Genomic DNA, 17,344 nt, shown 5'->3' with positions numbered 1-17,344 from the left:
AAAAAGGATTAAAAATGTCGCAAACACACAGAATTTTGCTGTTAAATGGCCCGAACTTAAATATGTTAGGGGCTCGCGAGCCAAAACATTATGGCAGTATTTCTCTTGCATCCATTGAAGAGAAAATACAAACTTTAGCCACTCAACACAATGTAAAAGTGGAATGTTTTCAAGCCAATAGTGAAGAAAAATTAATTAATAAGATCCACGAAAGTTTTCAACAAGTCGATTTTATTTTAATTAATCCTGCGGCTTACACCCATACCAGTGTAGCATTGCGCGATGCACTTTTAGCTGTTTCAATTCCTTTTGTGGAGATTCATTTATCTAACGTGCATAAACGTGAACCATTTCGTCATCATTCTTATTTTAGCGATGTGGCTGAAGCTGTTATTTGCGGTTTGGGCGCAAAAGGTTACGAGTTTGCCTTTTTATTTGCTATGGATTACCTTGCTAAAAAATAGAAAATCGAGCATTTTTGGCGAAATTCACAGAATTTTATCGCAAATTTGAAAAAATTAAGGTAATCTTTGCAACACAAAAGTAAGTTTATTCATAACCGCACTTTTTCCTTTAAAAGTGCGGTTAAAATTTCAATCTTTTTAGGAAGAACGTATGGACATTCGTAAAATCAAAAAATTAATCGAATTAGTAGAAGAATCGGGCATTACTGAATTAGAAGTGCAAGAAGAAGAGGGTACAGTACGTATTAGCCGTGCTGCGCCAGTAGCAGCCGTTCAATATGCTGCAGCACCAGTAGTAGCACCGACTCCTGCCGCTGCACCAGCTCAAGTTCCAGCAGCTGCGACATCCGCACCAGCCGCATCGGATGAATTATCAGGTCATCTTGTACGTTCTCCAATGGTGGGAACCTTCTATCGCAGCCCAAGCCCAGAAGCAAAAGTATTCGTTGAAGTAGGTCAATCTGTGAAAGTTGGCGACGCGCTTTGTATCGTTGAAGCAATGAAAATGATGAACCGCATTGAAGCGGACAAAGCTGGCGTAGTAAAAGCAATTCTTATCAACGACGGTGACGCTGTTGAATTCGACGAACCATTAATCGTTATTGAATAATTTCCAATATTTTCGTCGGGCGGACTTTAGTCCGCCTATTTCATATACAAACCATTAGAGCGAATTTATCGTAGGCAATATAAATTGAAATCTGTTCACACCAAATTTTATAGGGAGAACAATATTTCAAGAACCTACATAAAAATTCACGTCTATCTGACTAAACGGACTCTTTTATGTTAGAAAAAGTTGTGATTGCTAACCGCGGTGAAATTGCACTACGCATTTTACGTGCTTGTAAAGAATTAGGTATTAAAACAGTGGCGGTTCACTCCACTGCTGATCGTGATTTAAAACACGTTTTACTCGCTGATGAAACCATTTGTATCGGCCCAGCACCTTCCGCAAAAAGTTATTTAAATATTCCAGCTATCATTGCTGCTGCCGAAGTAACAGGTGCGGATGCAATTCATCCTGGATACGGTTTCTTATCTGAAAACGCTGACTTTGCTGAACAAGTTGAACGTTCAGATTTCACTTTCATCGGCCCAACTGCAGATGTTATTCGTTTAATGGGCGATAAAGTTTCAGCTATTAAAGCAATGAAAAAAGCAGGCGTGCCTTGTGTACCGGGTTCGGATGGCCCTGTAGGTAATGATATTGCTAAAAATAAAGAAATCGCCAAACGTATTGGTTATCCAATCATCATCAAAGCATCAGGCGGTGGTGGCGGCCGAGGAATGCGTGTTGTTCGTAGCGAAGACGCATTAGAAGAATCTATTGCAATGACAAAAGCAGAAGCGAAAGCTGCATTCAATAATGATATGGTCTATATGGAAAAATACTTAGAAAATCCACGTCACGTGGAAATTCAAGTATTAGCAGATACTCATGGCAATGCAGTTTATTTGGCTGAACGTGACTGCTCAATGCAGCGTCGTCACCAAAAAGTTGTGGAAGAAGCGCCAGCGCCAGGTATCACAGAAGAAGTTCGCCGTGATATTGGTTCACGCTGTGCAAAAGCCTGCGTAGAAATCGGCTATCGCGGGGCAGGTACGTTTGAATTCTTATATGAAAATGGCGAATTCTATTTCATTGAAATGAATACGCGTATCCAAGTGGAACACCCAGTAACTGAAATGATCACAGGTGTAGATTTAGTGAAAGAGCAATTGCGCATTGCGGCAGGCTTGCCAATTTCCTTTAAACAAGAAGACATCAAAGTTAAAGGCCATGCAATGGAATGCCGTATTAACGCAGAAGATCCAAAAACATTCTTACCGTCTCCGGGCAAAGTAAATCACTTACATTCGCCTGGCGGTTTGGGCGTTCGTTGGGATTCTCATGTTTATGGCGGCTATACTGTGCCTCCACATTACGACTCGATGATCGCAAAACTTATCACTTATGGTGATACACGTGAAGTGGCAATCCGTCGTATGCAAAATGCATTATCTGAAACAATTATTGATGGTATCAAAACCAATATTCCACTTCATGAATTAATTCTTGAAGATGAAAATTTCCAAAAAGGTGGAACAAACATCCACTATTTGGAGAAAAAATTAGGGATGCATGAATAATTAAAATTTTAAATGGCTAACAGGTGTTAGCCACTTTATTATTTATTTTATAGCCCTTATTATAAAAGACAAATAACATAAAGGATTTATTAAGACAATTAATAGTTTTTTATATATAATCCCCACCATTAGTTATTTTAGAAGAAATTATGAACATCAATTTAAAAAAATTTAGTTTAACGATACTTGCAGCCTTAACATTAACGGCTTGTGGAAGCGGTAGTGGGGCATCAGCATCAAATGCTCCTACAGCTCAACCAAGCACTCCAGCAACTCAACCATCAGAACAAGCTGTTCTAGAAATGCCCAAACGTTCACCGACTAATACAGGTTTAGTCTTTTCTATAAAAACAGAAAGTGAGGAAGATAGCGTAGGACAAATTAACACAATTAACAATGAACAAGAGCTATCTAATAGAACCTTAACCAGCATTGATGTTGATGGAAAACAAATCCCTATTGCTTTTACTGAAAATTGGAATGAAGCTAAATATATTGAGCAACCGCTCAATGGAGTTCCACACATTTGTTGTAATAAATATACTGCTATGCGCTTTGGTGCAATTGCAAGTAATGAAGCAGGACAAAATGATATTCTTTTTTATAATGGAATCCCGACTGAAAAACTACCTGATTCAGGCGAAGTCACTTATGAAGGTGAAAGCATAATGACATCAAAGGAAAGTGTTATACCTGATGATTATATGAAAGGAAGTTCAAAGTTTATTGTTAATTTTGGCGATAAAAAATTATCAGGTAGTTTAATCATTGATACAACAAAATCTACAAGTTCCTCACAAAAAGTCAAAATTGATATTGAAAAAGCTAAAATTACAGGAAATACTTTTTCTGGTACTGCTCAATCAGATTCTTTTAAATCTCAGGGTATTGCCGAAGGTAAATTTTACGGCGATGGTGCTAAAGAACTAGGTGGAATGGTGAAAGCTAAAGATAATTCTTGGGCTGGAGCCTACGGTGCAAAAGCACAGTAATAAATTGTTTAATCATTTAAAGCAAGCTCAGGCTTGCTTTATTTTTTCCCAATAAGGATAAAAATGAATATACGAACTAAATTTATTTTATTTCTCGGCTCATCATTATTTCTTACGTCATATTCTATTGCCGAGGAAAAATCCCCACAACCACATGATGGGCGTTTAGATGAGCAGCTACATTTGGCCAAACCAAATTTACCACAAAAACCAACCGCACTTTTGACCAATAATAATCCATCAAAGTTATCGATTACAAAAGAAGAATTAGCCAAACACCCAGACTTGATTATTCGCGGTCTTATCCCTGCCGTATTACAAAATAATGGTGAGGCGGTACAACTTTTATTGCCTCTATATCAACCCCTTCCTAAAAAAGATCCGTTCTTGTTAGAATGGGCGGAAGCAATTGACTTACGAGAAAAAGGGCATTTTTCTGATTCCGTTAAAGCTTATCGACACTTATTTTCACAAAAAACTGATCTTTTACCTTTACGCTATCAATTAGCCCAAGCCTTGTTTTTGAATAATGATAACGAAGCGGCAAAAGATCAATTCCAAAAGTTAAGAGCAGAGCAAGTTTCCCCTGATTCTGTAAAAATAATTGAACAATATCTTTCAGCCTTAAATCAACGAGATCAATGGAAAGTCCAGGGTGGATTTAGTTTTTTAAATGAAAGTAATATTAATAATGCGCCAAAAGCCGGAACCAAAATTGGCAACTGGAGTGCTTGGGAAAAAGAAAGTGCCAGAGGATTTTCGTATTTTGGGAATGCTGAAAAAAAATGGTCATTACCTCACAACTACTTTACAAAATTGTCCTTGGAAGGTAGTGGGAAATATTATTGGGATAACAAGAAATATAATGAATTTAACGCGAGAGCTGGTGTAGGTCTTGGATACCAAACTGCACGATTTGAACTCTCATTAATGCCATTTACTGAGAAGCGTTGGTATGCGGGCGGCTCATCTGGCGGAAATGCGATGAAACAATACTCTAAAAATTCAGGTGCTAGATTGGATTTATCCAATTGGCTAAATGAAAAATGGCAAATTTCGACCGCACTTGAGTATGGTGAACAACGCTATGAAACTCGTAAACATCTAAATGGAAATAACTATCTAGCTTCCGCTACACTACTTTACCTGACAAAAAGTGGACAGTATTGGTTTGGTGGAGCTGATTATAATCGCGAAAACACTCGAGATTTAGATAATGCTTATCAACGAAAAAATGTCCGATTAGGATGGGGACAAGAATGGAAAGCGGGTATATCAACTCGTTTAATCCTGAATTATGCACAACGTGCCTATAAAGAAAAAGATCTTATTGGTATTCGCCAGAAAAATAAGGAATATGCATCAGTGTTTACTATTTGGCATAGAAACTTTCATATCTGGGGAATCTCACCGAAATTATCTTGGTCGTATCAAAGGGTAACCAGTAATCATCCTTTTTATGAATATAATAAAAATCGAATTTACTTAGAAATCAGCAAAACATTTTGAATTATTCAAAAAAGTTGTAATATGCATAAGTATAAGGAGCGTAGGATATATGTGCCCCCTTATACCATTCAAAAAATATATTTTCACTTATAAAAAATTTAAGGAAAAAATATGACATTAAAACAACGTTATCAACAAGCTGGTAAAGAAGCCAGTTGGGCATTGAGCTTATCTATTTTATATGTGATAGGTTGGTGCTTATGTGCTTATTTACCTAAAGAAACTCAAGGCCCTATCGGCTTTCCCCTCTGGTTTGAACTCTCCTGTATTTACTTACCCATTTTATTCATCGTGATTGGTTATTGGATTGTCAAAATTATTTTTCAGGATATTTCTCTTGAAATTAACGATCAGGGGAATCAAAAATGAATTTAGGTATTATTCTTCCTTTAATTATTTATCTCACTTTTGTTTTTGGTGCGGCAATTTTTGCCTATGTAAAACGTACAAAAGGCGATTTTTTAACAGAATATTATGTGGGAAATCGTTCGATGACTGGTTTTGTGCTCGCAATGACAACTGCATCAACTTATGCCAGTGCAAGTTCTTTTGTCGGAGGGCCAGGAGCTGCTTATAAATACGGATTAGGTTGGGTATTACTTGCGATGATTCAAGTGCCAGTCGTATGGCTTGCATTAGGTGCATTAGGTAAAAAATTCGCGCTATTATCAAGAGAAACCAATGCTTTAACTATTAATGATCTTTTCTTTTATCGCTATAAAAACAAATATTTAGTTTGGCTATCAAGCCTTGCTCTTCTTCTCGCATTTTTTGCGGCTATGACCGTGCAATTTATTGGTGGTGCGCGTTTATTAGAAACAACCATCGGCATTTCTTATACTCAAGCATTACTCTTATTTGCTTTAACGGTAGGTATCTATACTTTTATCGGGGGCTTCCGTGCCGTCGTACTGACGGATACCATTCAAGGTACCGTAATGATTTTTGGGACTATAATCCTCCTTATTGGCACGATTTATGCCCTCGGTGGTGTAGAAAGTGCGGTTAATAAATTAACTGAAATTGATCCTGACTTAGTCACGCCTTACGGGCCAAATGGAATGTTAGATTTCCAATTTATGGCTTCTTTCTGGATACTTGTCTGTTTCGGGGTGGTTGGTCTTCCACATACCGCAGTTCGATGTATGGCATTTAAAGATAGTAAAGCCTTACATCGCGGTATGCTGATTGGAACCATTGTACTTTCAATTATTATGTTGGGTATGCACTTAGCTGGTGCGCTTGGCAGAGCGGTTATTCCAAATTTAACGGTATCAGATCAAGTAATTCCAACATTAATGATAAAAGTATTGCCGCCTATTGTTGCGGGGATTTTCTTAGCTGCGCCGATGTCTGCAATTATGTCTACAATTGATGCACAACTTATTCAATCCTCTTCTATTTTTGTCAAAGATTTATACCTTTCTACGAAGCCAGAAGCCGCAAAAAATGAGAAAAAAGTGAGCTATTTTTCATCAATTATTACGCTGATTTTGACCGCACTTTTAATCTTTGCCGCCCTCAATCCACCAGATATGATTATTTGGTTAAACCTATTTGCCTTTGGCGGACTGGAAGCCGCATTTTTATGGGTAATTGTACTGGGTATTTATTGGGATAAAGCAAATGCTTATGGTGCGTTAAGCTCAATGATTATCGGCTTGGGGAGTTATATCTTACTCACTCAACTTGGCGTCAAATTATTTAACTTCCATCAAATCGTGCCATCATTAGCATTTGGATTGATCGCTTTTTTAGTAGGTAATAAATTGGGCGAACGTCGAATCGAAAAAACTCAATTAAAAGCTACCGCACTTTAAGCGTCAATCAATATGCTGTCACCTTCTTCTAAACTTAGAGGAAGGTGATATTTAATTTTCTCACTTTCAGCAATTTCTAGGCTAAAACATAGAATTGGAACTATTCACAGGGATACATCAATGCTCTATCAAATTCTCGCGCTACTTATTTGGAGCAGTTCATTAATCGTCGGTAAGCTCACTTATTCGATGATGGATCCTGTGCTTGTTGTGCAAGTGCGGTTAATTATTGCAATGATTATTGTCATGCCACTCTTTTTACGTCGTTGGAAAAAAATTGATAAACCAATGCGTAAACAGCTTTGGTGGTTGGCATTCTTTAACTATACCGCCGTATTTTTATTGCAATTCATCGGGCTAAAATATACATCTGCGTCCAGTGCAGTCACCATGATTGGGCTAGAACCGCTGCTCGTTGTATTTGTCGGGCATTTCTTCTTTAAAGACAAAGCAAAATGGTTTCACTGGCTATTTGGCGCAATGGCATTTATTGGCGTGGCGATTTTAATTAATGGTGGAAAAAATAATGAAGGCATTGATAACATCAGTTTATTCGGCTGTTTATTAGTGCTAAGCGCAGGGATCATCTTCGCTGCCGTATTACGTTGGACACAGCGAGTTGTAGCCAAAGTCTCAACGCAAGCCTATACCTCCGTCAGCATTGTACTTGGCACCATCACAACGTTGCCATTTACGCTATTACTCACAGAAAACTGGCAAATATCATTAAATTCCACAGGTATTGCTGGTTTATTATATCTTGCCATTGGTTGTAGCTGGCTTGCCTATTGGTTATGGAATAAAGGCCTTAATAGTGTAGATGCCAATATCTCTGGTATTTTAGTCGCACTTGAGCCACTATTCGGCATCTTATTTGCCATATCATTACTTGGCGAAACACTGTCATTTTCAGCCGCACTTGGTATAACAATCATCATGCTCGCCACACTTGGCTCGACTTTACTGCCGAGACTTTTAAAAAAATCGGTATAATATGCCCCAAAATTTTGGATTTATCATCATTGTGAAAAAAATTGATCAACAAAGTTTAGAAAATGCCTACCGTTTATTTGAAAGCGGTGATATTCATCAAATTGAAATTGGTTCAACAAAAGGGCTGCAACAAATTCATCATTACCTATTTAATGGTCTTTATGAATTTGCTGGTAAAATTCGTGAACAAAATATTTCAAAAGGTCATTTTCGTTTTGCTAATGCACTTTATTTAAAAGAGGCATTAGGAAAAATAGAGCAAATGCCAGAAGATACTTTTGAAAATATTATTAATAAATATGTAGAAATGAATATTGCGCACCCTTTTTTAGAAGGTAATGGTCGTTCAACTCGCATTTGGTTAGATTTAGTTTTAAAGAAAAATTTAGGTAAAGTTGTTAATTGGCAAAATGTGGATAAAACTCAATACTTACAAGCAATGGAGCGTAGCCCAATTAACGATTTAGAAATTCGTTTTTTATTACAAGCGAATTTAACAGATGATGTAAATAACCGAGAAATTATTTTTAAAGGTATTGAGCAATCTTATTATTACGAAGGTTACGAGAAAGAATAAAGTGCGGTGAAAATCCGCAAATTTTTGAAAGGAAAAAACAAATGGCTTGGATTCAAATTCGCCTAAATAGCACCAATGAAAAAGCAGAACAAATGAGTGATTTTTTAGAAGAAATCGGCTCCGTCTCTGTAACTTTTATGGATAGTCAAGATACACCGATTTTTGAGCCTTTGCCGGGCGAAACGCGTTTATGGGGTAATACTGATGTTATTGCGCTATTTGATGCAGAAACAAATATGGCAGAAATTGTCCGCTTATTAAAAGAAGCAAAACACTTAGATAGCAATACGGCATACAAAATTGAACAAATAGAAGATAAAGACTGGGAGCGTGAGTGGATGGATAACTTCCACCCAATGCAATTTGGTAAGCGTTTATGGATTTGTCCAAGTTGGCGTGATGTGCCTGATGAAAATGCCGTCAATGTGATGCTCGATCCAGGTTTAGCATTTGGTACAGGCACTCATCCTACAACCGCACTATGTTTAGAATGGCTAGATGGTCTTGATTTAAAAGATAAAAGCGTCATCGATTTTGGTTGTGGATCTGGTATTTTAGCCATTGCAGCATTAAAACTTGGTGCGAAAAGTGCGGTGGGAATTGATATCGATCCACAAGCAATTCTAGCCAGTCGCAATAATGCCGAGCAAAATGGCGTGGCAGATCGCCTACAGCTGTTCTTATCTGATGAAAAACCCTCTGATTTAAAAGCTGACGTCGTGGTGGCAAATATTCTTGCTGGCCCTCTCAAAGAACTTTACCCAATCATTAGCCAACTTGTTAAACCGAATGGCGATCTTGGTTTATCGGGCATTTTAGAAACTCAAGCTCAATCGGTATGCGATGCCTATACGCAAACATTTGCGTTAGAGCCCGTCGCGGCGAGAGAAGAATGGTGCCGAATTACGGGTAAGCTAAAAACGCTTTAATTTCTTTTTGTCAATCAAAAAAAGTGTATTTTTTAAACAAATTTCACTTTGCAAAGCAAGGCAAAATGCGTATTATAGCCAGCCTTGTCGGTTGTCGAGCAGTTCGATATAAATTAGATTTAGGCTTGCTAGGAAAGGAACGTAAAATGCGAATCGGTTCATACCAATTAAAAAATCGTGTTTTACTTGCACCAATGGCAGGTATTACCGACCAGCCTTTCCGCCGTCTTTGTGCATATTATGGTGCGGGGCTTACATTTTCAGAAATGATGTCCACAAATCCGCAAGTTTGGCATACCGAAAAATCCAAATTGCGTTTGGCACATAGCGAAGATTTAGGTCTCAATGCGGTGCAAATTGCAGGTAGTGATCCACTCGAGATGGCGCAAGCCGCTGCTATTGACGTGGAATATGGCGCTCAAATCATTGACATTAATATGGGATGCCCTGCCAAAAAAGTAAATCGCAAACTCGCAGGCTCTGCGTTGTTGCAATTTCCAGATTTGGTGGAAAAAATCTTGCGAGAAGTAGTGTCCGCCGTCAATGTGCCAGTGACCTTAAAAATTCGTACAGGCTGGGATAAATCTAATCGAAACTGCGTTCAAATCGGCAAAATTGCAGAACAATGTGGCATACAAGCATTAACGGTACACGGTCGTACACGTGCTTGTCTTTTTGAAGGGGAAGCGGAGTACGATAACATTAAAGCCGTTAAACAAGCGATTGCTATACCAGTTATAGCTAATGGCGATATTGATTCTGCTCGGAAAGCAAAATTCGTTCTTGATTATACTGGAGCGGATGCCATTATGATCGGTCGTGCTGCCTTAGGTAACCCTTGGTTATTTCAAGCGGTAGAAAACCTAATTGAGCATAACTCGATAAGTCAAATGCCAAGTTTAAAGGAAAAGTGCGGTCAGATTTTGCGTCATATTCAAGAATTACATCAATTCTATGGCGAACAAAAAGGCTATCGCATTGCGCGTAAACACGTAGCTTGGTATTTACAGGGAATTCAACCTGATTCCGTTTTTAAACAGACTTTTAATGCAATTAGTGATCCTAAAGAGCAGCTGATTGTATTGGAAGATTTTTTCAATTTAATTTTGGATAAAGAAAAATGTTAGAACAACAACGTAATTCTGCCGATGCCTTAACGGTATCAGTATTAAATGCGCAATCACAAGTGACCAGCAAACCATTACGCGATTCAGTCAAACAAGCGTTGCGTAATTATTTAGCACAATTAGATGGTCAAGATGTGAATGATCTTTACGAGCTAGTATTAGCGGAAGTTGAACACCCTATGTTAGATATGATTATGCAATATACTCGTGGTAATCAAACCCGTGCAGCAAATATGCTTGGTATCAACCGTGGTACATTACGTAAAAAATTAAAAAAATACGGTATGGGATAAGGCGATATTCTTTTATTAACAAAAAGATTGAATGTTTTTCATTCTATTTTAAAAATTAGCCCCAAGTAATTTGGGGCTAATTTATTATTACAATTTAAGATCTTCGATGTGCATTTTTCATAATGCGATCTTTTGTTACTTTCCATTCACGTTCTTTAATATCATCACGTTTATCCTGTTGTTTTTTACCTTTGGCTAAACCAATTTTGACTTTTGCCCACGCACTTTTCCAGTAAAGAGAAAGTGCAACTATGGTAAAACCGTCTCGGTTTGCTTTGCCAAATAGGGATGCTAATTCGCGTTTATTTAACAATAACTTACGAGTGCGAGTTGGATCACAAACAATATGCGTTGATGCAACATTTAATGGCTGAATGCTTGCGCCGAATAAAAAGGCTTCGCCATTTTTAAAAATAACATAACTATCACTAATATTTGCCTTGCCTGCGCGCATAGATTTGACTTCCCAGCCTTGTAATTCAAGACCTGCTTCAATTTCATCTTCAATAAAATAATCGTGTCTTGCACGTTTATTCAGTGCGATAGTATTTGAATTGGGTTTTACTTTTTTCTTTGTCATAATTTTATCCCTTATTTTGCCTGAGGCATTTTATCGGATCTCTATTTTGATAGCAAAAAGATCATCTAGGTAGAACTGGCAGTCGCATTTATTTTCAATCTTTAAAAATAAATGATTTGTAGAAAATAAGAGAAAAACTGACCGCACTTTTTCAGAAAAAACAGACACATTGTTGTGTCCGTTTGAGAAAGATAAAAAGATGAATTAAGTGTTAGTGATTTATATAGTGGAATAAAGGATTATTCCAAACGTTTTGCCACTTTAAGCCAATCAGCCTTAAATACACGCTGCATATTATTAATGGCATCAATAATATCGTGATGAACGAGCTGTTCATTTTGGATACCTACGCAATAGCCGCCCTTGCCTTGTAGCAATAAATCTACTGCGTATGCGCCCATACGTGAGGCAAGAATACGGTCAAAAGCACAAGGAGAACCACCACGTTGAATATGCCCTAAAACGGTTGCGCGAGTTTCGTGGCCTACGCGAGCTTCAATTTCTTTTGCCAGAGAATGAACATCAGTTAAAAGTTCAGTGATAGCAATAATAGCGTGGCGTTTACCGCGAATAATGCTACGTTCAATTTGTTGAATTAATTCTTCGCGATTAAATTCAATTTCTGATGCGACGATATATTCACAGCCACCAGCAATACCCGCAGAAATCGTTAAGTCACTACAATGGCGACCCATAATTTCAACGATAGAAATACGTTGGTGTGAGCTTGATGTATCACGTAAACGGTCGATTGCATCCACTGCAGTTTGTAATGCGGTTTGATAACCGATGGTATAGTCAGTACCTGCAACATCATTATCAATAGTACCGGGTAAGCCAACACAAGGGAAACTGTGTTCTTCGGTTAATAATTTTGCCCCCATATAAGAACCGTCACCACCGATAACCACAAGCGCATCAATGCCGTGAGAACGTAAAATTTCTGCGCATTTCGCACGAACATTTGGATCTTTAAATTCAGGAAAGCGTGCAGAACCTAAGAAAGTACCGCCACGATTAATTACATCAGATACGCTATAGCGATTTAATTGTTTGATTTTATTGTTGTATAAGCCTTGGTAACCATCATAGATACCAAACACTTCTAAGCCTTCTGCAAGTGCAGAACGTACTACGCCACGAATTGCGGCATTCATACCCGGCGCATCGCCACCACTTGTTAAAACTGCAATTTTTTTAATCATAATTTACCTACTTTTAACCATAATTGAAAATGGGCATAAGATTACATCATTCAAAGAATCTGCTCTAGCAAAATCTGATGAGATTTTGATCTACATTATTTTTCACAGAACAACTGCCATTTCAAATTTTGTAAATGTTTTCTTTCTATATCCACAATGTATTTTTGCAAATGTTGTTGCACTTTATCGACTGATAAATGTTTAGAAAGTGTTGGTTGTTGCACTTTTTGCGAATATTGATACTGAACAAAGCCACATTGTGGTAATTGTCGTCCTTTCATCACATTGACTTGCCAAGATGGATTTTCTTTCGTTGGCGAATAGATGACATATCCATTTAATTCATTTGGATTGGTTGAATTTTCTGGAATAGCATCGAAATGGAAATCTTTTACGCCTGTATTACGATAAATACGTTCTCTCAATGCGATCCGCTCTTTAATTGAGCGCACTGGTTGATTGCGATCAAAGAGAATTTCAATTTCAGATTGCCAATTTTCTAGCGTATCTGGCTTAGATATATACGCATAGCGAGCAATGGTTTCTAAATCTTGGCTGCCAGTAAGGGCATAATTTTTACCGTTGTGCTCTAACTGCGTAGGCACATTTAATTGCGTCAGCTTAGTTGCACAGCCAGAGAGTATAAGTGCGGTCAAAATAACAAAAATTTTATTCATTAATATCTCGCTTAAATACAAATTCGGTTTCAGTGGAGGATGCTGAATCAAACCAATAACCACCTAAATCAAATTCTTTTAATTGTTCAATGTCGGTTAAACGATGTTGAATAAGATAACGGCACATTAAGCCTCGTGCTTTTTTAGCATAAAAGCTAATTACTTTGTATTTTCCATTTTTATTGTCTAAGAAAACTGGCTTGATAATTTTGGCGTTAAGTTGGTTTTCTTTAACAGATTTATAATATTCATCAGAGGCTAGATTGACTAATACATTATCGCCTTGTGCATCAATAGCTTGTTGAACTGCTTGGGTAATCACATTTCCCCAAAAGGCATACAGATCTTTTCCTTTCGGATTGGCTAATTTTGTCCCCATTTCTAATCGGTAAGGTTGCATTAAATCAAGTGGTTTTAAAAGCCCATAAAGCCCAGACAGCATACGTAAATGGGATTGTGCAAAAATGACATCATCTTCCGAAAGGGAATCAGCATCTAAACCCGTATAAACATCGCCTTTAAATGCAAAGAGTGCAGGGCGGGAATTGTCTTCATTGTGAATTTTTGTCCATTCTGCAAAGCGTGCGGCATTTAAACCTGCCAACTTATCGCTGATAGACATTAATGATGAAAGATCTTGCGGAGAAAGTTTACGACAAACCTCAATAAGTTGTTCGCTGTAATCAGTAAAGTGCGGTTGAGAAACAGGAAAATTTTTTACCGCACTTTCAAAATCAAGGGTTTTGGCAGGGGAGATAATTGCTAACATAATCGTCCTTTTATGAAAAAAGAATGGGCGTATCTTAGCATAAAAATTTACGTTAAACGCGTTTATATAAGCCATTTTCACTTATGATAAGATCTTGTAGCTCAAGATCGAGCAATTGAACAAGTAAAACATCGACACTTAAATTAAATTCTTCAGCTAAATCATCAATGCTCACAGGAGTATAGCCAATACGTGAATAAAGTTTCGGGTGGCTTGGTGCTTCTACTAATCGGCGAGGATCGGGTGGTGGCGTGTAATTAGGCACGGCGATCTGGTCAAAATCAATTTCAGTTTGGCTGTGGATAGAATGTTGGTAGAGCGTTTCCAAAATATCCTTTGCATTTTCTACCAACATTGCGCCTTGTTTAATCAGGCGATGACAACCTTGACTTGATTCATTTTGAATATTGCCTGGCACAGCAAAAACCTCTCGGTTTTGTTCCAACGCATACCGCGCAGTAATAAGAGAGCCGCTTTTTTCGGTGGCTTCAACAACAAGCGTGCCGACTGAAAGCCCACTAATAATCCGATTACGGCGTGGAAAATTAGCAGCAATAGGTGCTTGGTTTGGTAAAAATTCAGAGACTAATGCACCATTATTTTCGATGATTTGTGCTGATAATCTTTGATGTTTAGAGGGATAGATTTGTTCTAATCCACTGCCTAAGACCGCAATAGTTTGCCCTTGAATATTAACGACAGCCTGATGACAATGACCATCAATTCCTAATGCTAAACCGCTTGTTATGGTAAAACCCGCTAATGAAAGTTCTGTTGCAAAATGTTTTGCCCAATATTCTCCATAAGTCGTGCAATAACGGCTCCCAACCATTGCCATTTGGCGTTGTGAAAGTGCGGTTAAATTTCCTTTTACAAATAATAGTGGCGGAAAGTTTGCGGTTTGTTTCAATAAAAAGGGATAAAAAGGGGAAAAATAATTTACTAAATGATTTCCCTCTTTTTGTGACCACGCGAGTGCTGGCTCAATAAATTTTGCTTCAGGTTTGAACCAACGGCGAATTTGAATGGCTCCCCATCCCATTTGTCGGAAAGCAACATCATCATAATTAAGTAATTCATTTAAGGTAATATTGGACAAAATTTTATCAATGCCAACGCCGCCAAGTTTAGGCACTTGCATTAAACGGAGTAATGTGTAGGTAATGTCATTCATATTTTTTCCTTTTTATTTGAAAATCTAGTATGGAAAAAACGAGGGAGAGAAACGATTAATTTAAAAGCATTTTGCGATGTAGATCGCAAAAATTCTTTTTAGTGAGTAAAAAATTGCAAAATTTTTCTTATTTTGAAAATGTAAAAAATCCAATAAGAAAAATTTGTTGATGATGATTAAATTGGTTAAATATTCTGATTTTATTAAATTTATTAGTTAAATATATATTTAATAAAGTGTGAGTAGGTTTATTTTTAATATAAAATGCCAAAAAATAGTTTGACAGCCAGTTTTTTATTCGTAATATGGAAAACGTTTTACACAGAAGGATTTTTATTTATGTCTCGTATTGTTTCTTTATCTCTCAACCTGCTGCTCTCACATTTTGCGTGCGGCTAAGTTGTGGATAAAAAACAGTCAGATGTAAATACCCAATTTTAAACCCGCACTTTATAAGTTGCGGGTTTTTTGTCTAAAAAATACAGGAAAAACGCACCGCACTTTTGGAGTGATTTTAGAGGAATTTTTAGTAAGGAAATTGTTATGACAGATCGCGTTATTATTTTTGATACGACTTTGCGTGATGGGGAACAGGCGTTAAAAGCAAGTTTGACGGTAAAAGAAAAATTACAGATCGCTTTAGCACTTGAACGCTTAGGCGTGGATGTAATGGAAGTGGGGTTCCCCGTTTCTTCTCAAGGAGATTTTGAATCTGTTCAAACCATTGCGCGCCATATCAAAAACGCTCGTGTTGCCGCGTTATCTCGAGCCGTAGATAAAGACATTGATGCCGCATACCAAGCATTGAAAGTCGCTGAAGCATTTCGTATTCATACTTTTATTGCAAGCTCGGCATTACACGTTGAAGCGAAATTAAAACGTTCTTTTGATGATGTAGTAGGAATGGCAGTTGCAGCAGTGAAACGCGCACGTAATTATACGGATGATGTTGAGTTTTCTTGCGAAGATGCGGGGCGTACAGGCATTGACAATATCTGTCGTATTGTTGAAGCCGCAATCAATGCAGGCGCAACTACAGTAAATATTCCCGATACAGTCGGTTTCTGCTTACCAAATGAATATGGCAACATTATTGCTCAAGTGCATAATCGCGTGCCGAATATCGACAAAGCTGTGATTTCTGTGCATTGCCACAATGACTTAGGTATGGCAACGGCTAATTCTTTAACGGCAGTGCAAAATGGTGCGCGTCAAATTGAATGTACTATTAATGGAATTGGGGAACGTGCGGGCAATACTTCCCTTGAGGAAGTCGTGATGGCAATGAAAGTGCGTCAGGATTTTATGGATGTGGATACTCGTATTAATACCCAAGAAATTCATCGCGTGAGTCAAATGGTTAGCCAGCTTTGCAATATGCCAATTCAACCGAATAAAGCCATTGTAGGCTCAAATGCTTTTGCCCATTCTTCTGGTATTCATCAAGATGGTATGTTGAAAAACAAAAATACCTACGAAATTATGTCTCCAGAAACCATTGGTTTGAAAAAAGAAAAATTGAATTTAACCGCACGTTCTGGGCGTGCGGCTGTGAAAGGTCATATGGCGGATATGGGCTACAACGAACAAGATTATGATTTGGATAAATTGTATGACGCGTTCTTAAAATTGGCGGATAAAAAAGGTCAAGTGTTCGATTATGACTTGGAAGCCTTGGCATTTATCGATATGCAACAAGGGGATGAAGATCGTTTGGTATTAGATAAACTTTCTGCGCATTCAACCAAAGAATATCCAGCAACAGCCTTTGTTCAATTGAAATTAGATGGCGAAAAATTAAGTACGTCTTCAATTGGCGGAAATGGCCCAGTAGATGCGGTTTATAACGCCATCTTAAATTTAACGGGTTTAGAAATTAAAATGTCTCACTATAACTTAACCGCCAAAGGCGAGGGTGCAGAAGCATTAGGGCAAGTGGATATTGTGGTGGAACACGAAGGGCGTAAATTCCACGGTGTTGGTTTAGCAACAGATATTGTTGAATCTTCCGCACTTGCTTTAGTCCACGCTATCAATGCCATTTATCGCACGCATAAAGTGGCAGATATTAAGAATCATAAACAGCATTAATCTATCGAGTT

General features: G+C 37.8%; 18 protein-coding genes. 13 read left to right on the top strand and 5 right to left on the bottom strand.

Annotation, left to right across the window (positions count from 1 at the left end; genetic code table 11):
- The first annotated feature begins 14 nt into the window (after positions 1 to 14).
- From aroQ to fis, 12 genes are all read left to right on the top strand, one after another.
- Positions 15 to 464 carry a type II 3-dehydroquinate dehydratase gene (aroQ, locus tag ACPT8O_RS00125; RefSeq protein ID WP_041175287.1) on the top strand — a complete coding sequence of 150 codons (450 nt, stop codon included), beginning with the start codon at positions 15 to 17 and terminating at the stop codon, positions 462 to 464.
- A gap of 151 nt (positions 465 to 615) precedes the next feature.
- Positions 616 to 1,074 carry an acetyl-CoA carboxylase biotin carboxyl carrier protein gene (gene accB / locus ACPT8O_RS00120; RefSeq protein WP_021034794.1) on the top strand — a complete coding sequence of 153 codons (459 nt, stop codon included), beginning with the start codon at positions 616 to 618 and terminating at the stop codon, positions 1,072 to 1,074.
- Between the two features lie 176 nt (positions 1,075 to 1,250).
- Positions 1,251 to 2,597, top strand: a complete 1,347-nt coding sequence (gene accC, locus ACPT8O_RS00115) for an acetyl-CoA carboxylase biotin carboxylase subunit (protein ID WP_021034795.1) — start codon at positions 1,251 to 1,253, stop codon at positions 2,595 to 2,597.
- A gap of 149 nt (positions 2,598 to 2,746) precedes the next feature.
- Entirely contained in the window at positions 2,747 to 3,589 is an 843-nt protein-coding gene (locus ACPT8O_RS00110; protein ID WP_021034796.1) for a Slam-dependent surface lipoprotein, read from the top strand.
- A gap of 63 nt (positions 3,590 to 3,652) precedes the next feature.
- On the top strand, positions 3,653 to 5,098 hold the full coding sequence (locus ACPT8O_RS00105) for a surface lipoprotein assembly modifier (RefSeq protein ID WP_021034797.1): 1,446 nt from the start codon (positions 3,653 to 3,655) through the stop codon (positions 5,096 to 5,098).
- Positions 5,099 to 5,209: 111 nt separating this feature from the next.
- A complete protein-coding gene (locus ACPT8O_RS00100; protein WP_021034798.1) occupies positions 5,210 to 5,467 on the top strand; it encodes a YhdT family protein in 258 nt (85 codons plus the stop codon).
- On the top strand, positions 5,464 to 6,918 hold the full coding sequence (panF, locus tag ACPT8O_RS00095; RefSeq protein ID WP_021034799.1) for a sodium/pantothenate symporter: 1,455 nt from the start codon (positions 5,464 to 5,466) through the stop codon (positions 6,916 to 6,918). Before ACPT8O_RS00100 ends, panF begins: the two co-directional genes overlap by 4 nt.
- Before the next feature lie 120 nt (positions 6,919 to 7,038).
- Positions 7,039 to 7,911 (top strand): DMT family transporter, encoded by an 873-nt coding sequence (locus ACPT8O_RS00090; protein WP_021034800.1) that lies wholly within the window; start codon positions 7,039 to 7,041, stop codon positions 7,909 to 7,911.
- A gap of 31 nt (positions 7,912 to 7,942) precedes the next feature.
- Positions 7,943 to 8,488 carry a protein adenylyltransferase Fic gene (gene fic, locus ACPT8O_RS00085; protein WP_005647970.1) on the top strand — a complete coding sequence of 182 codons (546 nt, stop codon included), beginning with the start codon at positions 7,943 to 7,945 and terminating at the stop codon, positions 8,486 to 8,488.
- 41 nt (positions 8,489 to 8,529) lie between these two features.
- A complete protein-coding gene (gene prmA / locus ACPT8O_RS00080) occupies positions 8,530 to 9,417 on the top strand; it encodes a 50S ribosomal protein L11 methyltransferase (protein ID WP_021034802.1) in 888 nt (295 codons plus the stop codon).
- Positions 9,418 to 9,563: 146 nt separating this feature from the next.
- Positions 9,564 to 10,544, top strand: a complete 981-nt coding sequence (gene dusB / locus ACPT8O_RS00075; RefSeq protein ID WP_041175395.1) for a tRNA dihydrouridine synthase DusB — start codon at positions 9,564 to 9,566, stop codon at positions 10,542 to 10,544.
- Positions 10,538 to 10,837, top strand: coding sequence for a DNA-binding transcriptional regulator Fis (fis, locus tag ACPT8O_RS00070; protein ID WP_005651583.1), 300 nt, complete (start codon positions 10,538 to 10,540; stop codon positions 10,835 to 10,837). Before dusB ends, fis begins: the two co-directional genes overlap by 7 nt.
- Before the next feature lie 94 nt (positions 10,838 to 10,931).
- Here fis and smpB read toward each other — a convergent pair whose 3' ends face one another.
- The 5 genes from smpB to dprA all read right to left on the bottom strand — a co-directional run bounded on the left by smpB (position 10,932) and on the right by dprA (position 15,242).
- On the bottom strand, positions 10,932 to 11,417 hold the full coding sequence (gene smpB, locus ACPT8O_RS00065; RefSeq protein ID WP_005647965.1) for an SsrA-binding protein SmpB: 486 nt from the start codon (positions 11,415 to 11,417) through the stop codon (positions 10,932 to 10,934).
- Between the two features lie 239 nt (positions 11,418 to 11,656).
- Positions 11,657 to 12,622 (bottom strand): 6-phosphofructokinase, encoded by a 966-nt coding sequence (gene pfkA / locus ACPT8O_RS00060; RefSeq protein WP_021034805.1) that lies wholly within the window; start codon positions 12,620 to 12,622, stop codon positions 11,657 to 11,659.
- A 95-nt stretch (positions 12,623 to 12,717) separates the two neighbouring features.
- Positions 12,718 to 13,299 (bottom strand): hypothetical protein, encoded by a 582-nt coding sequence (locus ACPT8O_RS00055; RefSeq protein ID WP_021034806.1) that lies wholly within the window; start codon positions 13,297 to 13,299, stop codon positions 12,718 to 12,720.
- Complete coding sequence (gene yaaA / locus ACPT8O_RS00050; RefSeq protein WP_005666012.1) at positions 13,292 to 14,068, bottom strand: peroxide stress protein YaaA; 777 nt, start codon at positions 14,066 to 14,068, stop codon at positions 13,292 to 13,294. Before yaaA ends, ACPT8O_RS00055 begins: the two co-directional genes overlap by 8 nt.
- Before the next feature lie 52 nt (positions 14,069 to 14,120).
- Positions 14,121 to 15,242 carry a DNA-processing protein DprA gene (dprA, locus tag ACPT8O_RS00045; protein WP_012055334.1) on the bottom strand — a complete coding sequence of 374 codons (1,122 nt, stop codon included), beginning with the start codon at positions 15,240 to 15,242 and terminating at the stop codon, positions 14,121 to 14,123.
- A gap of 543 nt (positions 15,243 to 15,785) precedes the next feature.
- Between dprA and leuA the strand changes: the two genes are divergently transcribed.
- The gene (gene leuA, locus ACPT8O_RS00040) at positions 15,786 to 17,333 is read left to right on the top strand and encodes a 2-isopropylmalate synthase (protein WP_021034807.1); all 1,548 of its coding nucleotides are present in this window, start codon (positions 15,786 to 15,788) and stop codon (positions 17,331 to 17,333) included.
- Positions 17,334 to 17,344 lie beyond the last annotated feature (11 nt).

The sequence above is a fragment of the Haemophilus sp. HN_Hi08 genome (assembly GCF_049824455.1).
Classification (GTDB): Bacteria; Pseudomonadota; Gammaproteobacteria; order Enterobacterales; family Pasteurellaceae; genus Haemophilus; species Haemophilus influenzae_D.
The sequence above is the reverse complement of the archived record's forward strand: the minus strand, read 5'-3'. Positions and strand labels throughout refer to the sequence as shown.